Raw genomic sequence first — 19221 nt, 5'->3', positions numbered from 1 at the left:
CTTATGACCATATTCGCGTGGGGATCACGACAGCAGCTGCTTGCGGGCGCGATGCAGGCGCACGAACAGGTTGTCCTCGGTGATCGCCAGCGCCGCGCACACCTGCTCGGTCGGCTGGTCGTGCAACACGCGCAGGCGCATCACGTCGCGCAAGCCGGTCGGCAGCGCCTCGATGCGCGCGAGCATCCGGTCGAGCTGCTGGCGCTGCTCGGCGACTTCGTCCGGCCGGGCCTGAGGGCATTCGAGCGCCGCGGCGCCGATCGCTTCGCCGTCGTCGTCCAGCCAGTGCGCGTCCAGGCTGTCGTGCCCGGCGCGCTGGCGCACCAGGTCGACGATCTTGTTCTTCAGCACTGCCGTCAGCCACGAGCGCAGCGCGGCCCGCCCGCCGAAGCTGGCACGGCCGGAGATCACCGCCTCGAACACGTCGTGCACCACGTCCTCGGCCAGCATCGGGTCGTGCAGCTTGCGCTGCGCGAACCGCACCAGGTAGCCGCGGTACGAGACCATCTCCGACCAGGACACGGCGGCCGGCAGGAAGGCGGTCGGGGCGGCAGTGGCGTGGGCGTTGGCTTGCATGGGGGGCTCCTGGGATCGGTCGTTGTCGATGGGGTGACTGTGGCCACCGCACCTCGCGCCGCTGTCGCCGAACCTCACAGGAAGATCACATTTGCCTCAGGACGCGCTGTCCGGCGTGATCGACGGAGCGTAAGAAGCTTCCCGGCCCGCACGACAATGCCCCCATGCCCGCCACCATCCTCGTCGCCGAAGACCAGACCGACATCCGCGATCTGATCGTGCTGAACCTCAGCAATTCGGGCTATGCCGTGACGGCCGTGGCCGACGGCATCGCGGCGCTGGCCAGCCAGAACGAGCAGGCGAGCGACCTGCTGATCCTCGACCTGATGATGCCGGGCCTGGACGGGCTGGAAGTCTGCAAGGCGCTGCGCGCGCGCGGCCGCAGCACGCCGATCCTGATGCTCACCGCCAAGGCGACCGAACTCGACCGCGTGCTCGGGCTGGAGCTCGGCGCCGACGACTACCTGACCAAGCCGTTCTCGCTGGCCGAGCTGCTGGCGCGCGTGAAGGCGCTGCTGCGCCGCGCCGACCTGCTGCGCGCCGCCCAGGCCGGCGCGCAGGCGCAGGCCAGCACGCTGCGCAATGGCGACCTGGAGATCCTGCCGACCAAGCGCCAGGTGCGCTACCGCGGCGAGGAGATCGACTTCACCGCGCTCGAGTTCGACCTGCTGCTGCACTTTGCCAACCACCCGGGGCATGTGTTCTCGCGCGGGCAGTTGCTGAACGCGGTGTGGGGCTACACGCACGACGGCTACGAGCACACGGTGACGACGCACATCAACCGGTTGCGCGCCAAGCTCGAGGCCGACCCGATGCGCCCGCAGCTGATCCTCACCGTCAGAGGCGCCGGCTACAAGATGCGCGACGCCCCAGCATGAGCGTCCGCCTCAAGATCGCGCTGACCATCCTCGCGACCGGCCTGGTCACCGCGCTCGCGGTGATCGCGACCGTGGCCTTCGCGTTCCAGCGCTTCGAGCACGAGACCACCTACCAGCGCGCGACGCTGTTCCTCGGCCGCGTCGTAGCGATGTACGACAACCTGTTCGAGATGCATGAGCTGCACCCGCAGGACTTCGACGCCTTCCTGAAGAACCTGGTGCTGTTCGAGCCCGACACCCAGCTCTACCTGCTCGACGTGCAGGGCACGGTGCTCGCGAGCACCGGCTCGGCGAAGCTCGCGCCCGGCTTCCGCGTCGCGATCGACCCGGTGCGGCAGGCGGTGTCGTCGCAGGGCTCGTCGTACGTGATGGGCGACGACCCCGAGCGCATGGATGCCGATGCGGTGATCGCCGCGCGGCCGATCGGCCGCCCGCTGATCCGCGCCGGCGACAACCTCGCCGGCTACCTCTACCTGGTGGCGCACAAGGCCGAGCTGCCACCCGACCGCTGGCAGGTGCTGAGCGCGAGCGTGGCGCGGCCGGCGCTCGGCGTGATCGCCGGCATCGTGATGCTGACGACGCTGCTCGCGGCGATGGTCATCGCATCGGTGACCCGCCCGCTGCGGCGGCTCACCGATGCGGTCGCGATGCTGTCCGAGAAAGGCCTGCAGCATGGCGCGGCCGATGCGCAGCCGCTGCTGCCGCCGGCCACCGCCGACGAGTTCGGGCAGCTGACGCGCGCCTTCGGTGCGATGCTCGCGACGCTGCAGCGGCAGTGGAATGCGCTGAGCCGGCTCGATCACTTCCGGCGCGAGGCGGTCAGCAACCTGTCGCACGACCTGCGCTCGCCGCTGACCGCGACCGATGCCTGCCTCGAGACGCTGGAGGCGCGCTGGGTCGGCGACGCGGCGCGTGCCGAAGACCGCCGGCTGGTCGAGGTGGCGCTGCGCAACACGCGCAATGCGTCGCGGCTGGTGAAGGCGCTGGGCGACCTCGCGACGCTCGACGAGCCGAGCTTCCAGCTGCGCGCCGAGCAGGTCGACCTGCGCGAGTTGCTCAACGACATCCAGATGCGCTTCGCCGAGCGCGCGGCGCAGTCGGGCGTCGAGCTGCAGGCCGAGGTCGGCGAGGTGCCGGTGCCGGCCGAGGTCGACGTCGAGCTCTTCGAGCGCGCGATCGCGAACCTGGTCGACAACGCGCTGAAGTTCTGCGGCCGCGGCTGCCGCGTCACGCTGGCCGCCGCGAGCGTCGGCACGCAGGCCGAGGTCAGCGTCAGCGACACCGGGCCGGGCATCCCGGCCATCGACCTGCCGCATTTGTTCGATCGCTTCTACCAAGCGCGCACCAAGGTGGCGCCCGCCACCGGCGAGGGCGGCAAGGGCCTCGGGCTCGCGATCGTGAAGCGGATCACGGAACTGCATGGCGGCGATGTCGCGGTGCAGAGCCCGGTCGGACAGGGAACACGCGTGACCCTGCGCATTCCTTTGCTGCGGGACAGCGCTGCCCTGTAACGGTGCAGGAAAACACCTAGTGCGTGCGTGGGGCCCTGCTCCCAAAATCCGCCCACTCGCGGCCGACATCCCCGGATGACCGGCTGGGCGGGGGACTGAGGAGACAGACACAACGCATCCGAGGGTCGCGTCATTCACGCGTTCAAAGGCTGCGACACACCGACAGGCCGGCACTCCAGAGAGCGACCGGACCGATGACAAAATGCGAAGGGCGCCAGGTGATCCTGGCGCCCTTTCCCATTCTGCGGTTCCGTTTCTTCCCCCTGCGCACACATGCTCGATCTCGTCACGGTCACGCTCGCTTCCTTGTTCGCAGGCTTCATCGATGCCATCGTCGGCGGCGGCGGGCTGATCCTGGTGCCGGCCCTGTTCAGCGTCTACCCGAGCGCGCCGCCGGCCACGCTGCTGGGCACCAACAAGGGCGCCGGCGTCTGGGGCACCGGCTGGGCCACGGCGCAGTTCGCCAAGCGCGTCGAACTGCAGTGGAGCGCGCTGCTGCCGGCCGCGGTGGCGGCGCTGGTCGGCGGGCTGAGCGGCGCGTGGACCGTGACGCTGGTCAGCGCCGACGGCCTGCGCAAGGCCTTGCCGCTGATCCTGATCGGGGTGCTCGCGTACACGCTGGCGCGCAAGGACATGGGCCGCACGCATGCGCCGCTGCACACCGGGCGCACGCAGGCGCTGCTGGCCAGCGGCATCGGCCTGGTGATCGGCTTCTACGACGGCTTCTTCGGCCCCGGCACCGGCAGCTTCTTCGTCTTCCTGTTCGTGCGCCTGCTCGGCTACGACTTCCTGAACGCGAGCGCCAGCGCGAAGCTGCTGAACACCGCGACCAACCTGGCCGCGCTCGCGCTGTTCGCGATCAAGGGCCATGTGTGGTGGCACATCGCGCTGACGATGGCGGTGGCCAACGTGATCGGCAGCCTGCTCGGCACGCGGCTCGCGCTGAAGCACGGCGCGGGCTTCGTGCGCGGGGTGTTCATCGCCGTCGTGTCAGCGCTGATCCTCAAGACGGGCTGGGACGCGTTTCTGCGCTGACGTTCTCCGCGGGCGCTGGACGGGACTCGATCTGCAGGCGGCGCGTGAACGTGGCGGCCACCCGCTCGGAGCGCAGGAAGTACAGCGTCCACAGCAGGCTGAAGAGCACGGAACGGCCGACCTCGGCCCAGTCGCGCGTCGATGCAGCGTCGTCGGTCTTGAGCAACCGGGCCGCCACCACCAGATCGGCCGCGTGGACGAGGGGCGTGATCACCATCCACCCAATGAGCAGGGCGGGCAGGCTGCTGCGCCTGCGGAAGAACAGCACCGCGATCATGACCACGAAAATGAGCTTGGCCAGGTTGATGGCCAGCTCGATCAGCAGCACCGGCGCCCACATCGGGTCGTAGGCGCTCTGCCCGGCGACAGTCACCGCGTTCCAGGTCTGCAGCGAGTAGCTCGGCAAGGTCTGCCCGAGGTCGAACACCAGCCGCACCGGCGTGACGACCAGCGACAGGCCCGCCAGCACCAGCCACCCGCCGATGCCGGCGAGCGAAGGATTCTGCACGGACGCTCGGGGCAGCGGATCCCAGCAGTACAGCTTCCACGCCAACGTGCACCAGAGCCCGGCGAACATCGCGCCGACGAATGCGACCAGCCAGTTGAAGCCTGTGCCGGCAGCGGCCGCCGGCAGCGCTGCGGCGTCGTACTTGTAGAAGGTGTAGCCGAGGCTGCCGCGCGCCCGCTCCAGGTTGCCGGCATAGCGCTGTGCATCGGCGCCGGCGACGTGATCGAGGTGCGAGACCAGCCGCTCGCGCAGGTTGACCACCCGGTTGTCGGTGCTGCTGCCAACGCTGTGCTCGAAGCTGAAGGCCACGTCCTTGACCTCGGTGTGCTGCGGCTCGATCGGCCAGGCTTCGGGCAGCCGTACTTCGACCCTGTGCACGAACTCAGTCGGCAGGCCCAACCCCAACGGGGCATCGCGGCGTGTCAGGCGGGGCCCGCGCAGCGCATCTTCCATGTCGGGGGCGAACACGCCGGCCTCCAGTCGCTTCTTGTCCTCGTTGCGTGTCCAGAAGGCGGCGATGCGGTAGTTCTCCGTCACGGTCACCCGGTTGGCAGACCCGTCGTCGGCCACCGTCATCGGGCGATCGACCGCGATGTCGGGGTAGTACCGGGCGTAGAAATTGAGGTAGTTCTTCTGCTGGTCTTCGCGGGTGGCCGTCGCGAGGCTGTTGCGCATCGACTCCGCGTAGGAGCCGTCCGCGATGGTGACCACCGTCAAGCGCGCCGGTTTGTCCAGGCCGGCGCTGGCGTCGATCAGCATGCGCACCTCGCGATGCTGCTGGGGTGCCGGCGGCATCTCGGTCAATCCGGTGGTGCCTGCGCGGATGACGAGCGCACGGCCGAAGTCGGCCTGCACCAGGGTGTCCAGCGTGCCCGGTTGCGGCGAACGCGTCGGGTCGAGCCAGTAGGTCGTTCCATCGACCTCTGCCCGCACCACCACATGGTTGAAGGCGCCCGGGGTCTGCTGCAGACTGGCGATCGTCCCACGCGAACCGGTGTGCACCAGTGCCGGATGCGCTTGCATGCCCAGCGCGTTGAGCATCGTGGCCGTCAGCAGCGATTTGTCCTTGCAGTCGCCGAAACGGCGGTCGAGCACGGTGTCGGGTGACGTCGGCGCATGCGAGCCCGGACCCACCTCCACCCCCAGGTAGCGGATCTCGCCCTGCACGAAGCGCAGCACCTTCGCTGCCTTGTAGAGCGGGCTGCCGCCCGCAGCGTCGATGCGATCGACCTCTGCACGCAGAGCCGGGCCCAGGATGACGGGCTTGCGATACAGCGGTTCGGCCCACCGTGCCACGGCGGCCCAGTCGGCGAACTCGCTCCACTGCACGAAAGGATAGGGATTGAACCAGTCCGGGGCGCCGGACTCGATCGTCAACGGTGCCACGTCGTGCGCTTCCCAGCGGTGGTCGATCAGGCCGTCATGCTCCGAGACGGCAGGCCGCAACGCGGTGCGCAGCGGTTGCAACGCCAGCGGGCGGCTCGCGGGCCACACCAGCCGGCCCACCAGATGGTGCACCGGCACGCTCCATTGAAGTTCGACGCGGCCGAAATGCCGGTTCCCGAACACCGGATTGCTGCCCCGTGCCGAGTAGGCGTACTCGACGACATCGCCGACGCGCACGTCTTCGAGGAAGACGTGCGCGGTCTTGCTGCCGTCGAAGATGCGGTACTCGAGATCCTTCTCCTGTTGCAGGACCTTGACGGCAGCCGCATTCAGCTTGGAGATGGTGCGGCCGTCGCGGTGCAAGCGGATCGAATGCAAGGTCAGGGCCTGGTAGGCCGGGTCGAAGCCGATCTCCACATGTGCCGCCGATTCGACCCCCGACGGGTTCACCGCCCTCATCGCGATGTGCCGGTAGGTCGTCCGGTCCTGTGCGTCAACCCGCGTCTGCGTGTCCGACAGCAGGTAGTGCACCCCTGCGCTCACCTGCTCGGTGGGCGCCGAAGCCGCCATGTCCGGGGCGATGGCTTCGACCCAGGCCGGTGGCGCAGCGATGGTGAAATCGGCTGCCGGCGCCGCGACGGCCACGGTGGCCCAGGCCAGCAAGCCCGCGACGAGACCCTGCAGCCCGCGAATGCGAAAGTTCAACATCAAGACATCCCCCTCCAGGGCGCGACCCATGCGCGTACGTGTTCTCCGCCTGTCGTGTGCGGCGGATGAATGGCGTGCAGTGTCGGTGAATCCGAGGCCCTGCCGGCGCCCGGTGGGTGTCTGCGGCGCCAACAAAGGCTGAAATTCCCGCCTGTTCAGCGGATCGGCATCGAGCCTGATGCGTAGCATGGAGCGTGAAGAACTGCTCTATCACCCGGATTCCGCCATGCCTGTCATCGACCCCAAGCTGCGTTCACTGAACATCGACGTGCCCGCCCAGCCGGAGGCGCTGGTGAAGTTGTCCCTGCTGCTCGCCGAGGACGAAGTGAACCTGCAGGCGCTGGCCCGGCTGATCGAGAGCGACATGGCGCTGGCCTCGGCCGTGCTGAAGGCGGTGAACTCGTCGCTGTACGGCCTGAAGGGCCGCGTGCAGAGCGTGCAGCAGGCCGTCACCTACCTCGGCACGCGCGAAGTCGCGGCCGTCACCTTCGAGATGGGCCTGCGCGCGGTGTTCCCGGCGGCGCCCGAACTGGAACCGCTGTGGCAGCGCGCCGGCGTGCGCGGCCTGCTGATGGGCCGCATCGGCCAGGTGCTGAGCGTGGACCCGTGGGGCGCGCACTCGGCCGGGCTGTTCGAGGAATGCGGCAAGGCAGTGCTGTTCAAGCACTCGCAGGCGATCTACCAGCCGATGCTGGCGTCGGCCGCGGACGACACCGAATTGATGTACCTCGAGAGCCAGGCCTTCGGCGTCAGCCACGACCTGCTCGGGGCGGCGCTGTGCGAAAGCTGGGGCCTGGCGCAGGCGGCGGTGGCCAGCGTGCGCCACCACGTGACGGTGAACGCGACGCGCGAACTGCCGCCGCAGGTGCCGCGGCGTTCGATCTGCGCGCTGTCGGCGCTGGCGAACGCGCTGATGACCGACCCGGATTCACTCGAGGAAGTGGCGCGCGCGGTGGCGCCGCAGGCCTTGCTCGATGAGACCCTGGTGTTGCGTGGTGCGCGCAAGGTCAAGCAGCAAATAGAAGACGCGGAAGCGCGGTGACGTAGCCCGGATGCCAATCCGGGAATCGTCCATCACACGCGCCGCGTCGTCTCCCGCACGATCAATTCGAGCGGCGGCACGTGCACCTCTTCGGCGGCGTGGCCGAGCATGCCCAGCAGCGCGTGCGCCGCATACAGGCCCATTTCGTAGATCGGCTGGCGCACCGTCGTGATCGGCGGCGTCAGGTAGGCGGCGGCCGGAAGGTCGTCGACACCGACCAGCGACACATCGTCCGGCACCCGGATGCCGCGGCGGTACAGCACCACCCGCGCACCGAAGGCCGATTGATCGTTCGCGCAGAACACCGCGCTGAACGAGCGTCCGCCGTCGAGCAGCCGCGTCATCGCGAACAGGCCACCCGGCTCGGTGAAATCGCCCTGCACCACCAGCTCGGGGTCGGGCGTCAGCCCGGCCTCTTCATGCGCCTGCAGGTAGCCCTGGTAGCGGTCTTTCGCGTCGTCGTGGTCGCGCACGCCGGCGATGTGGGCGATGCGCCGGTGCCCGAGCGAGATCAGGTGGCGCGTGGCCAGGTAGCCGCCCCGCACCTGGTCGAGCTTGATCGCGATGATGTTGTGGCTGTCGAGGTGGCGGCCGGTCACGACGATCGGCTGGTGCCGCGCGAACTCGACGATCTGCGCATCATCCATGTGGCCGGTCAGGATCACGACGCCGTCGATGCGGCGCGTCATCAGCAGCCGCACCCGCTCGGCCTCCTCGCGCGCATCCCAGTGCCCGCTGACGATGATGGGCGCGTAGCCGCTGCCCAGCAGCCCGGTCTCGATGCCCTTCATCGCCCGCGTGTAGAACGGGCTCTCGATGTCCTGCGCCAGGATGCCGATGGTCATCGTGGTGCCGGTCTTCAGGCTGCGCGCGAACAGGTTGGGCTTGAAGTCGAGCTTGCTGATGGCGGTTTCAACCGCCTGGCGCTTGTCGGAGGTGACGCGGGCGGTGCCGTTCAGGATGCGCGACACCGTGCTCGGCGAGACGCCGGCCTCGCGCGCCACGTCGAGCAGGGTCACGGCAGCCGGGACGGTCAGGGGCGAACGGACATTCGGACGGGTCACGGTGGGCTGTGGCGAGAGGGCGATTCGCGATTTTGCATGGGGTTTCAAGTATGGCAACGTTTTCATGACCGTGCCAAAACCAGATGGCACCATGACCGGGACAGATGGCTCGCTCCCGCGCGCGCCGAATGTGTGCCGGCGCTGGCGATCAGTCGCACCACTCAAGCCACGAATGGCGCCAATGCTCGCTTGCAGCGCCATCTGGCACGAGTTACACGCCCGCAACAAGCTGCACGATCTCGGGGATTTCCCCGAGTCGGACCATCTTGACCCGCGCTGGCAGCCCGCTTCTAATTCACTCTGATCTGAAATCGATTTCAGAAATGCCACCGCATTCAAGTGGGCAGGACTGTCCGGATTCCCCTCAGGGTGACTCCGGAGAGGACTTTCCCTCAGTGGTGAACCACCCCGGGTTTTGTCGATTGACACCCCGCCGGGCCACGGTTGAAATCGTTTGCAGATGTGAAATCGATTTCAGCCGAGCCGATCTGGCCGAAGTTCGACCCCCGTCAGGCACGAGCCTGTACAACAGCCGGCGGAGCGAAAGGCAGCCCGCCCGGCGTCCACAAAGACCTTAGGAGACCCGACGTGACACGACTGATGAAACCCCTGCTGCTGAGCGCAGCACTGGCGCTGGCCTCGGCCGCTTCGGCCCAGACCACGACGACGCTGACGGTGGCGTCCTTCCCGAGCTTCGACCTGGCCATCAAGGCGGCGATTCCGCTCTACAAGAAGCTGCACCCCGAGGTCGAGATCAAGCTGACCAGCCTGGCCTTCGGCGACCACCACACCGCGATGACGACGGCGCTCGCCACCGGCGCCAACCTGCCGGACGTGATGGCGGTGGAAGTGGGCTTCATCGGCAAGTTCGCCGAATCGGGCGGGCTGGAAGACCTCGGCAAGGCGCCGTACAACGGCCTGCAGGCCACGTCGAAGATCGCCAAGTTCACCGTGCCGCAGGGCATGAGCGGCAGCGGTGCGCTGGCCGCGATGCCGGCCGACATCGGGCCGGGCGCCCTCTTCTACCGCAAGGACCTGCTCGACAAGGCCGGCGTCAGCGAGGCCGACCTCACCAAGAGCTGGGAGTCGTACATCGAATCGGGCAAGAAGGTGAAGGCCGCGACCGGCGCCTACCTGCTCGCGAGCGCGGTCGACATCAAGGACATCTACATCCGCTCCGGCCTGAAGGACGGCGAGGGCATCTTCTTCGACAAGAAGGGCACGCCGCTGATCAACACGCCGCGCTTCCAGAAGGGCTTCGAGCTGGCCAAGGCGGCGCGCGCCGCCGGCATCGACGCCAAGATCACCGCCTGGTCCAACGAATGGAGCGAAGGCTTCAAGCGCGACAAGGTGGCCTCGCAGATGATGGGCGCCTGGCTGGCGGGCCACCTGTCGAACTGGCTGGCACCGGAGTCCAAGGGCAAGTGGCGCTCGGCGCAACTGCCGAACGGCGCCTACGCCTCGTGGGGCGGCTCGTTCTACGCGATCCCGAAGAAGGCGGCCAACAAGGCCGCGGCCTGGGACTTCATCAAGTTCATGACGCTGGACAAGGGCATGCAGATCGAGGCCTTCCGCAGCCTCGACGCCTTCCCGTCGCTGATCGAGGCGCAGAGCGATCCCTTCCTCGACCAGCCGATCGAGTACCTGGGCGGCCAGAAGGCGCGCCAGCTGTGGAAGGTGTCGGCCGACAAGATCAAGGCGATCGCGGTCGACAAGTACGACCCGGTGGCCAACGATGTCGTCAACGCCGAGCTCGACAAGGTGCTCGAGCAGAACAAGGACATCAAGACGGCCCTGGCCGATGCGCAGGAACAGGTCAAGAAGCGCGTGCGCCGCTGACCTGCTGCGTCTCTGACTCACGTCTGATCCTCAGCTGACCGACAGACCGGGCGCGGCGCGAGCCGCCGTGCCCGGCTGCACCCGACACCATGCAGGCCATGCCCAAACCCACGGTCCCGACGAGTTCCGACCCGTCGATCCCGGACCCGACGACGACGACGGCGCCCGCCGCGCAAGCCGGCGTGCGCAAGCGCCGACTCAGCTTCCGCGACTACGCGCCGTACGTCTTCATCAGTCCGTTCTTCATCCTGTTCCTGGTGTTCGGGCTGTTCCCGCTGCTGTTCTCGATCTTCATGTCGTTCCACCGCTGGGAGCCGGCGGCCGGGCTCGACGCGATGCAGTGGGTGGGCCTGGAGAACTACATCTACGTCGTCACCAACGACGACTGGTTCCGCAAGTCGCTCTACAACACGGTGTGGATGGCCATCGTGTCGGGCGTGCCGCAGCATGCGGTGGCGCTGCCGCTGGCGTTCTTCCTGCACACCGCGTTCGGCCGCTGGCGCAACGCGGTGGTCGGCGCCTATTTCTTGCCGTTCATCACGTCGACGGTGGCGATCTCGCTGGTGTTCTCGTCGCTGTTCTCGCGCGACTACGGCGTGGTCAATGCGGCGCTCGGCGCGATGTCGCAGGTGCCGGTGCTCGGCTGGCTGTTCCCGGCGCAGAACATCGACTGGGCGCAGCCGTACTACACGAAGTGGATGATCTCGTTCGTCGTGTGGTGGCGCTATGTCGGCTTCAACACCGTGCTGTACCTGTCGGCGATCCAGACGATCCCGAAGGACCTGTTCGAGGCTGCGACGATGGACGGCGCGAAGGCCTGGCAGCAGTTCCGCTACGTGACGCTGCCGATGCTCAAGCCGATGATCTTCTTCGCGGTCACGCTGACCATCATCGGCAACCTGCAGCTGTTCGAGGAGCCCTTCATCCTGACCGGCGGCACCGGTGGCCTCGACCAGGCCGGCAAGACCGCGGCGATGCACATGTACGCGACCGCCTTCATCGACAACGACTTCGGCACCGCGTCGAGCATCGCGTGGCTGCTGTTCATGGTGATCGCGCTGGTCACCTGGGCCAACAACCGCATCCTCGGCGAAAAGAAGGCCTGACGCGATGAGCGCGACCTCGATCCGATTCGCCCACCCGGCCACCGCCGCGAGCGCCTACGCCATCGTGCTCGGCGGTGCGCTGCTGATGCTGGCGCCGTTCTATTTCATGTTCGTGTTCGCGACGCACTCGAACCGCGAGATCCTGTCGGTGCCGCCGCCGCTGTGGTTCGGCGATGCCTTCATCGACAACGTCAAGCTGCTGCTCGACCGCCTGCCGTTCTTCTGGCGCAACCTGAGCTGGAGCCTGTACATCGCGGTGGCGATCACCGCGCTGAACCTGCTGTTCTGCTCGCTGGCCGGCTTCGCGTTCGCGATGTACGACTTCAAGCACAAGGACCGGCTGTTCGGCTTCGTGATGGCGACGCTGCTGCTGCCGAGCTTCGTCGGGATGATCCCGACCGCGCTGACGATGAGCTGGCTCGGCTGGCTGAACCAGCCGAAGGCGCTGATCGTGCCGGCGGCGTGCGGCGCGCTCGGCATCTTCATGATGCGGCAGTACATCGGCTCGGCGATCCCGCGCGACCTGATCGATGCGGCGCGCATCGACGGCTGCGGCGAGTTCGGCATCTACCTGCGCATCATCGTGCCGCTGATCGGCCCGGCGCTGGGCACGCTCGGCCTGGTCACCTTCATCGGTGCGTGGAACAACTTCCTGGGCCCGCTGATCGTGATGCGCGACATGGAGATGTTCACCGTGCCGCTCGCGCTGCGCTCGTTGCAGGGCACCGGCCAGACGCCGTGGGGCGCCATCTGCGCCGGCTCGTCGATCGCGGTGCTGCCGCTGCTGGTGATGTTCGTGCTGGCCTCGCGCCGGCTGATCGAAGGGCTGACCGCAGGCGCGGTCAAGGCCTGAGACGCTGACTTTCTCATTCAAGGATCCCGACCCGTGACCGACCCGAAATTTCCCCGCGGCTTTGCGTGGGGCGTCGCCACCAGCGCCTACCAGATCGAAGGCGCGGCCCATGAGGACGGCCGCGGCCCGTCGATCTGGGACACCTTCTCGCACACCCCGGGCAAGACCTTCGAAGGCCACACCGGCGATGTCGCCTGCGACCACTACCACCGCTGGTCCGACGACGTCGAGTTGATCGCCGGGCTGAACGTCGACAGCTACCGCTTCTCGATCGCGTGGCCGCGCGTGCAGCCGCTCGGCCACGGCGCCTGGAACGACAAGGGCCTGGCGTTCTACGACCGGCTGGTCGACCGCCTGCTCGAGCGCGGCATCGCGCCGCACCTGACGCTGTACCACTGGGACCTGCCGCAGGCCCTGCAGGACCTCGGCGGCTGGGGCTCGCGCGACACCGCCTATCGCTTTGCCGACTACGCCGCGGTGATCGGCCGCCAGCTGGGCGACCGCGTCGCGAGCATCGCGACGCACAACGAGCCGTGGTGCACCGCGTTCCTCGGCAACGGCAACGGCCAGTTCGCGCCCGGCTTCAAGGACCCGCAGCTCACCGTGCAGGTTGCGCACCACCTGCTGCTGTCGCACGGCCTCGCGCTGCAGTCGATGCGCGCGGCCGGCGTGAAGGCGCCACTGGGCATCGTGCTGAACCAGTCGCCTGCCACGCCCGCCACCGACAGCCCGACCGACATCGCGCTGGCCGAGCGCGAATACGCGACCTTCGTGCGCTGGTACATGGACCCGATCTTCCTGAAGCGCTACCCGACGGCCCCCGGGGTACATCTTTATCCGGTCACTCATGAAAACGATTTCGAAGTGATCGCGCAGAAGCTCGATTTCCTCGGCGTCAACTACTACACCCGCATCTGGGCCTCGAGCGAGGACCCGGCACGCCCGGCGCCGAAGCTGCACGGCGAGAGCGACATGGGCTGGGAGAACTACCCGCAGGGGCTCACCGAGCTGCTGGTGAAGATCCACCGGGACTACCCGTTGCCGCCGGTGTGGATCACCGAGAACGGCACGGCCTGCGCCGACCAGCTGGTGGGCGGCAAGGTGGCCGACCCGCAGCGCATCGACTACCTGAGCAGCCACCTGGGCGCGGTGCGCGACGCGATCGCGCAGGGCGTGGACGTGCGGGGCTTCTTCTACTGGAGTCTGCTCGACAACTACGAGTGGAACTCCGGCTACGCGAAGCGCTTCGGGCTGGTTCACGTCGACTACGCGACGCAGCAGCGCACGCTGAAGGACAGCGCGCATTGGTATCGCGAGTTCATCGCGCGCTCTCGGAGTGGGGGTTGAGATGACGACGTTCGACTATCGGAGCGGCAAAGGCGCGGGTGGGCAGGCTGTGGCGCGCCGGACGGGCCGGTCTTCGCCCCTCTCGGGGCGAAGACTTCCCTCCGCTGACTGGCTTCATGGCCCGTCGCCGAAACTCCCGTCACTCACTTCGTTCGTTGTGGTCAAACAGTCGGCGACAGTCAGTTCACGAAGCGTGCTGCGCACGCGGGCCATGAATCCAGCCAGCTCCGGCGCCCCGTCCCTATTGGCGCTCCACACCCTGCCCACCCACGCCTTTGCAGAGACAACAGCGGCTTTCGCCCAACACCAAGTCGAACGCAAGTCGCTCGTCGAAAACTCACCGTTCGCGGGCTGTGGCAGGGGGGCTGGGCTGGGGGCGATTTCTGGGGTGACGGAGAAGATCGGCTTCGGGGGTGGCGCGCGCCAGCGCGCTTCGTGGACTGACTCATCGGCACTGTTTGACCACAACGAACGAAGTGAGTGGAGGGAGTTTGCCGATGCACCCCCGAAGCCGATCTTCGCAGTGGAGTCGGCCCCCGGGCCGACCACCCCGGCATGAGCTCCCGGCCCAGCCTCCCTGCCGCAGCCCGCGCGCACAGCAAGAACACATCGGAGACTTGAAGAGATGTCCACCCTGACCCTGCGCGGCGTGCGCAAGAGCTACGAGAACAGCGTCGAGGTGATCCGCGGGATCGACCTCGACATCGCCGACGGTGAATTCGCCGTCTTCGTCGGACCGTCCGGCTGCGGCAAGTCGACGCTGCTGCGCATGATCGCCGGCCTCGAAGACATCGACCAGGGCGAGATCCGCATCGGCGGCGACCTGATCAACGAGGTGCCGCCCGCCGACCGCGGCGTCGCGATGGTGTTCCAGAGCTATGCGCTCTACCCGCACATGACCGTCGCCGAGAACATGGGCTTCGCGCTCAAGCTCGCCGGGCAGTCGAAGGACGAGGTGAAGAAAGCCGTCGGCCGCGCCGCCGAGATCCTGCAGATCACGCACCTGCTCGAACGCAAGCCGAAGGCGCTCTCCGGCGGCCAGCGCCAGCGCGTCGCGATCGGGCGCGCCATCGTGCGCAAGCCGCGCGTCTTCCTGTTCGACGAGCCGTTGTCCAACCTCGACGCGTCACTGCGCGTGCAGATGCGCATCGAGCTGTCGAAGCTGCACAAGGAAATCGGCAACACGATGATCTACGTCACGCACGACCAGGTCGAGGCGATGACGCTCGGCGACCGCATCGCGGTGTTCAACGCCGGCCGCATCGAGCAGGTCGGAACGCCCATGTCGCTGTACGAGCACCCGGCCAACCAGTTCGTCGCCGGCTTCCTCGGCTCGCCCCGCATGAACTTCATCCCCTGCGTCGCCGCGGCCGCCGGCAGCGGCGCCGTGCAGCTGCGCGTCGAACAGGCCGGCACGCTCAGCCTGCCCGGCGGGCTGCCGTCGGGCGCGTCGGCCCAACTCGTGCTCGGCATCCGCCCCGAACACCTCGGCATCGGCCGCGTCGAGAACGGCCTCGCCGCACGCGTCGACCTGCTCGAGCACCTCGGCGATTCGATCATCGTGCACGCCACGCTGCGCGGCACCGCCAACACCGTCTCGCTGCGCATCAGCGCCGACCACGAAGGGCTCGGCGCCGGCCAGGACATCGGCCTCGTGCCGCAGGCCTCGCGCGCACTGCTGTTCAACGACAACGGCGCCGCCCTCGCCCTCCACTAGGGATCCCCCATGCACGCCTCGCTGCCCACGCTGAACACCGCTGTCATGAAAACGATTTCTCGCGTTTTCCGGACAGACCGCCCGGTGCCCGGCCGCAGCGCGGTGCCCCCGTTTTGGCCGCCCCTCCAGAGGCCAAAAGCCGCCACTTCGGCGAACGACCTTTCCACCCCAACAGGAGACCAGGAGACACCATGAACAAGAAACCTCTGTTCCTCGCGATGGCGCTTGCAGGCGCCGTCGGTTCGGCCGCCGCCGGACCCGCCATCGACTTCTCGGGCTACATGCGTGCAGGCGTCGGCCTGAACACGCGTGGCGGCAACCAGGTCTGCTACCAGCTGGCCGGTGCAGACACCAAATGGCGCCTGGGCAACGAGTGCGACTACGTCGTCGAGCCCAACATCAACGCGAAGCTGGCCGAGTTCGAGGGTTCCGACTGGCACGTGCACGTGATGCCGAGCGTCTACAAGGCCTGGGATGCCGGCCAGTCGCAGCCCGACGCGCTGACCACGCGCTTCGGCCAGATCTACACCTACGGCGACCACATCAGCCAGCTGGCCAACGGCAAGGTCTGGGCTGGCCGCCGCTTCTACAACCGCCTGCAGCTCGGCATCAACGACCAGTTCCTCGAGAACAACGACGGCAACGGTGCCGGCATCGAGGACATGGAGCTGGGCGTCGGCAAGCTCAGCATCGCGTTCATGATGGACCCGAACTACGGCGTGCCGGGTGTCGCCACCGACACCTCGGTGAAGAACAACCGCTTCACGATTCCGGTGCGCCTGACCGGCATCAAGGACATCCCGAACGGCGACCTGTCGATCTACGTGACCGGCTCGGCGCAGTCGAAGACCGGCGGCGCCAACGGCCAGGAAGCGCCGGACCAGCCGAAGGGCCTCGCGATCGGCGCGTACCAGACCATCAACGGCACGCTCGGCGGCGCGACCATCTTCGGCGCCAAGTTCGACAAGCAGGGCGAGACGAAGAACAGCCGCATCGTGATCCAGCAAACCGGCAAGTTCGGCGAGACCACTGGCTGGGATGCGATCGCCGAGTACCGCATCAACAAGCAGATCAACGACGGCGGCAACAAGTGGTTCGCCATCGGCGCGCGCACCGACACCTACCTCGGCGGGCCGTTCCGCGCGTTGCTCGAAGTGGGCCACGACCAGGTCAAGCCGGATGCCGGGTCGTCCCTCGCGGCAGCGGCCGGCAGCACCGGCAACCTGACGATGACGAAGATCACCGGCACGCTGGCCGCCTCGGCCGGCAAGGACCCGTGGTCGCGCCCGACCGTGCGCCTGTTCGTCACGCATGCCTCGTGGAACGAGGCAGCACGCCTGAACCTCGGCGGCACCACGCAAGCCGTCTTCGGCGACAAGAAGGCCGGCACGTCCATCGGGATCCAAGGCGAAACCTGGTGGTGATCGGCCCGGGTCGCCGCCGGTAGGACAGGTTTTGCCGCGGTTGGGGGATCGTGCTTGCCCGACTCCCCCGGTGTGCGGCCCGACACGCGGGCTCGGCGCCTCGGCGCGGTGACCTGCGGGATCCCCACGGCGGTGGGGGTCCGAAGCGAGAACGTTGGCCCGGCCTCGTGCCGGGCTTTTTTCTGATGAGCCCCATCGCATGAAGCGTCAAGTGACGTCGCCGGGTCGGTCGCGGGCAATTTGCTCGCGATGTTCAGCGGTGACCGGTCGTTAGCCCGAACGCTTCAGCCATGACGCCATAAGCCGTGCTCGACCAATCGTCGATAGAAGGTTGAGCAGCAGCACGTTCATCCCAATCGTGTGACCAACAAACGAAGCCAGATCTACAGAGGCAAGCGCGTGGGTCGCACAAGCGCGAATGAATGCCGCCTGTTGGCTCATCCAACTCGTCAGTGCCTGAGCTGAGCTGACATCCCCGACGCTGGTTAGCCTGTCTCGGACGTCACGCTCAACGGCCGATAGAGGCTCACCGTCGGAAAAAGCTGACGCCCAGCTCACGTGGACCAACCAACTACTGATGGGCTTGTCGGCGACGTCTTCCGGCGCGCCAATGTTCACCCACGCATCAAGCTCAATGTCCGTCAGGAACTCGCGAATCTCTTGCCGACTCTGGAGACCATCCATCTTCTCGCAAAGCTCAATGACGTATGACAGCCGCTCCAACAACAATCTGCGCTGCGCTGCGCTCAGATCGCCGATGGTGGGGTCGGAAGACAGCTCGTTGGTGAACCGCAGGGCGGGATACTTCATGGTCAGAAGATTTTAGGTACGTTGAGATCCGCCAACTGCCGCCAGAACGGATATTGAGGGGGCAGAGGCCTGCAGTACCGCTCCACTCCGCGAAGCTCATTCTGCAATCTGTTCTGCGCTTCACCGATTGCTTTGAGATGACCTGCATCCGGTCCTCTCGACCCGCCGGTCAGGTAGTCAATCAGGCGGTCAACCAGCTTTGCGAACGCAGCGCTCGCTTCGGCCTTTTTCTCCTTGCATTTGTCATTGCATTTGTCGTTGTCGGAGTCGGCGGCATCTGCTGCGGCTTGCGCCGCAGCGCGAACAAGTTGCTGCAAACGCGCGATAGTGATCGCTGCACCTCCGGAGCCAGCGCCGACGCCTACTCCTGCTTCTGCGCAAACAGCAGCATTGACTGGGTTTGCACAAGCGACTGGGGTCTGCAGTCCGAGCGGATCTGTGTACTTCGTTGGTTGGTTGAAGCTGTATGCGTAGGTGTTGATGCCGCCATCGAGTCCAATCGGATCACTCTGTCGGTACGCTCCACCGTCCGGCGCGTAATAGCGGAAGTAGTTGTACCAAAGCCCGCTCTCGGCATCCGCGTACTGCCCCGGGAAGCGCAGGTGCTGCGTGAAGGCGCCAAGCCCGCTCGGATTGACCTCGGGCGCTGTCGTGCCGAACGGCTCGGCGAACCATCGCCAGCGGATCGCGTCGTTCATGTCGACGACAAGCCGGGGCGCGTTCAGGTGATCGGCATGGATGTAGAACACCAGCGGCGCGCCGCTCGGGTTCGTCGGGTCCGGCATGAACATCGCCACCGGAATGTCGTCGAGCCACACGTATTCGCGGATGGCCGCTCCATTCTGGTCGTACTCCCCGAGCAACTCCCCGTTGAGTCCGTACACGAAGATGACCGTGCTGCTGGCTCCCGCGCTCGTCACTTTGCGGATGCGCCGCTTGTCGGCGTCGTAGCTGTACGTGCCGGTAACGCCGGCCTTCGTGATGCTCGCGAGCGAGCCGCTCAGGCCATAGGTCGCCGTGTAGTTCGGGTTGTCGGTGATCGTGTTCCCGGCGTTGTCATACCCGAAGCTGCGCGCAGGGTTCGTGATGCTGGCCAGCCGGTTGCTCGTGGCCTCGACGTTGTAGACGCTCGGGCTGCCGTTCAGGCTCACGCCCGTGCGGTTGCCGTTGGGGTCATAGGTGATCGACCAACTGCTCGCGAGCGTCGTCACCTGCGTGATCCGGTCGTTCTCGTCATAGCCGAAGCTCTGGTCCAGCGCCGGCTGCGGGATGCCGTCGTTGGCGCTCAGGTGCGTGAAGCTGATGATGCGATCTGCGGCGTCATAGGTCACGTCGCGGAAGACGTTGCCCAGTCGATACCGTGTCACGCGGCCGCTCAGGTCGTAGAAGCGTTCGTGCGGTGTGGTCCCACCTGCCA

General features: G+C 67.1%; 15 protein-coding genes. 10 read left to right on the top strand and 5 right to left on the bottom strand.

Annotated elements, in window-relative coordinates; all coding sequences use genetic code 11:
• Positions 1–24: 24 nt before the first annotated feature.
• Entirely contained in the window at positions 25–576 is a 552-nt protein-coding gene (locus ACXJLU_RS07965; RefSeq protein ID WP_457329901.1) for a sigma-70 family RNA polymerase sigma factor, read from the bottom strand.
• Positions 577–740: 164 nt separating this feature from the next.
• Between ACXJLU_RS07965 and ACXJLU_RS07960 the strand changes: the two genes are divergently transcribed.
• From ACXJLU_RS07960 to ACXJLU_RS07950, 3 genes are all read left to right on the top strand, one after another.
• Positions 741–1454 (top strand): response regulator, encoded by a 714-nt coding sequence (locus tag ACXJLU_RS07960; RefSeq protein WP_457329900.1) that lies wholly within the window; start codon positions 741–743, stop codon positions 1452–1454.
• Positions 1451–2965, top strand: coding sequence for a sensor histidine kinase (locus ACXJLU_RS07955; protein WP_457329899.1), 1515 nt, complete (start codon positions 1451–1453; stop codon positions 2963–2965). The genes ACXJLU_RS07960 and ACXJLU_RS07955 overlap by 4 nt, the downstream gene beginning before the upstream one ends.
• Positions 2966–3238: 273 nt before the next feature.
• Positions 3239–4000, top strand: a complete 762-nt coding sequence (locus ACXJLU_RS07950) for a TSUP family transporter (RefSeq protein ID WP_073467340.1) — start codon at positions 3239–3241, stop codon at positions 3998–4000.
• On the opposite strand, the gene ACXJLU_RS07945 is transcribed toward ACXJLU_RS07950, so the two are convergent.
• Positions 3969–6602 carry a DUF3857 domain-containing protein gene (locus tag ACXJLU_RS07945; RefSeq protein WP_457329898.1) on the bottom strand — a complete coding sequence of 878 codons (2634 nt, stop codon included), beginning with the start codon at positions 6600–6602 and terminating at the stop codon, positions 3969–3971. The genes ACXJLU_RS07950 and ACXJLU_RS07945 overlap by 32 nt on opposite strands.
• Positions 6603–6828: 226 nt before the next feature.
• On the opposite strand from ACXJLU_RS07945, the gene ACXJLU_RS07940 reads away from it, so the two are divergent.
• On the top strand, positions 6829–7644 hold the full coding sequence (locus ACXJLU_RS07940) for an HDOD domain-containing protein (protein ID WP_073467355.1): 816 nt from the start codon (positions 6829–6831) through the stop codon (positions 7642–7644).
• Between the two features lie 32 nt (positions 7645–7676).
• On the opposite strand, the gene ACXJLU_RS07935 is transcribed toward ACXJLU_RS07940, so the two are convergent.
• Positions 7677–8663 carry a LacI family DNA-binding transcriptional regulator gene (locus ACXJLU_RS07935; RefSeq protein WP_073465757.1) on the bottom strand — a complete coding sequence of 329 codons (987 nt, stop codon included), beginning with the start codon at positions 8661–8663 and terminating at the stop codon, positions 7677–7679.
• A 633-nt stretch (positions 8664–9296) separates the two neighbouring features.
• On the opposite strand from ACXJLU_RS07935, the gene ACXJLU_RS07930 reads away from it, so the two are divergent.
• From ACXJLU_RS07930 to ACXJLU_RS07905, 6 genes are all read left to right on the top strand, one after another.
• Positions 9297–10547, top strand: a complete 1251-nt coding sequence (locus tag ACXJLU_RS07930) for an ABC transporter substrate-binding protein (RefSeq protein WP_457329897.1) — start codon at positions 9297–9299, stop codon at positions 10545–10547.
• A 98-nt stretch (positions 10548–10645) separates the two neighbouring features.
• Positions 10646–11653, top strand: a complete 1008-nt coding sequence (locus tag ACXJLU_RS07925; RefSeq protein ID WP_457329896.1) for a carbohydrate ABC transporter permease — start codon at positions 10646–10648, stop codon at positions 11651–11653.
• A 4-nt stretch (positions 11654–11657) separates the two neighbouring features.
• Positions 11658–12506, top strand: coding sequence for a carbohydrate ABC transporter permease (locus tag ACXJLU_RS07920; protein WP_457329895.1), 849 nt, complete (start codon positions 11658–11660; stop codon positions 12504–12506).
• Between the two features lie 33 nt (positions 12507–12539).
• A complete protein-coding gene (locus ACXJLU_RS07915) occupies positions 12540–13853 on the top strand; it encodes a GH1 family beta-glucosidase (protein ID WP_457329894.1) in 1314 nt (437 codons plus the stop codon).
• Positions 13854–14478: 625 nt separating this feature from the next.
• Entirely contained in the window at positions 14479–15570 is a 1092-nt protein-coding gene (locus tag ACXJLU_RS07910; RefSeq protein WP_457329893.1) for an ABC transporter ATP-binding protein, read from the top strand.
• Positions 15571–15761: 191 nt separating this feature from the next.
• Positions 15762–16994 carry a carbohydrate porin gene (locus ACXJLU_RS07905; protein WP_457329892.1) on the top strand — a complete coding sequence of 411 codons (1233 nt, stop codon included), beginning with the start codon at positions 15762–15764 and terminating at the stop codon, positions 16992–16994.
• 270 nt (positions 16995–17264) lie between these two features.
• Here ACXJLU_RS07905 and ACXJLU_RS07900 read toward each other — a convergent pair whose 3' ends face one another.
• Both ACXJLU_RS07900 and ACXJLU_RS07895 read right to left on the bottom strand, forming a co-directional pair.
• Positions 17265–17804 carry a hypothetical protein gene (locus ACXJLU_RS07900; protein WP_457329891.1) on the bottom strand — a complete coding sequence of 180 codons (540 nt, stop codon included), beginning with the start codon at positions 17802–17804 and terminating at the stop codon, positions 17265–17267.
• A 2-nt stretch (positions 17805–17806) separates the two neighbouring features.
• The coding region (locus tag ACXJLU_RS07895) for an RHS repeat domain-containing protein (protein WP_457329890.1) at positions 17807–19221 on the bottom strand (1415 nt) is incomplete at its 5' end.

The organism is Rhizobacter sp. P5_C2 (genome assembly GCF_054049715.1).
The sequence above is the reverse complement of the archived record's forward strand: the minus strand, read 5'-3'. Positions and strand labels throughout refer to the sequence as shown.

Coding starts and splice junctions, on each gene's coding strand:
- ACXJLU_RS07960 (WP_457329900.1), top strand. CDS start 741: ATGCCCGCCACCATCCTCGTCGCCGAAGACCAGACCGACATCCGCGAT.
- ACXJLU_RS07945 (WP_457329898.1), bottom strand. CDS start 6,602: ATGTTGAACTTTCGCATTCGCGGGCTGCAGGGTCTCGTCGCGGGCTTG.
- ACXJLU_RS07910 (WP_457329893.1), top strand. CDS start 14,479: ATGTCCACCCTGACCCTGCGCGGCGTGCGCAAGAGCTACGAGAACAGC.
- ACXJLU_RS07940 (WP_073467355.1), top strand. CDS start 6,829: ATGCCTGTCATCGACCCCAAGCTGCGTTCACTGAACATCGACGTGCCC.
- ACXJLU_RS07900 (WP_457329891.1), bottom strand. CDS start 17,804: ATGAAGTATCCCGCCCTGCGGTTCACCAACGAGCTGTCTTCCGACCCC.
- ACXJLU_RS07925 (WP_457329896.1), top strand. CDS start 10,646: ATGCCCAAACCCACGGTCCCGACGAGTTCCGACCCGTCGATCCCGGAC.
- ACXJLU_RS07905 (WP_457329892.1), top strand. CDS start 15,762: ATGAACAAGAAACCTCTGTTCCTCGCGATGGCGCTTGCAGGCGCCGTC.
- ACXJLU_RS07950 (WP_073467340.1), top strand. CDS start 3,239: ATGCTCGATCTCGTCACGGTCACGCTCGCTTCCTTGTTCGCAGGCTTC.
- ACXJLU_RS07920 (WP_457329895.1), top strand. CDS start 11,658: ATGAGCGCGACCTCGATCCGATTCGCCCACCCGGCCACCGCCGCGAGC.
- ACXJLU_RS07965 (WP_457329901.1), bottom strand. CDS start 576: ATGCAAGCCAACGCCCACGCCACTGCCGCCCCGACCGCCTTCCTGCCG.
- ACXJLU_RS07955 (WP_457329899.1), top strand. CDS start 1,451: ATGAGCGTCCGCCTCAAGATCGCGCTGACCATCCTCGCGACCGGCCTG.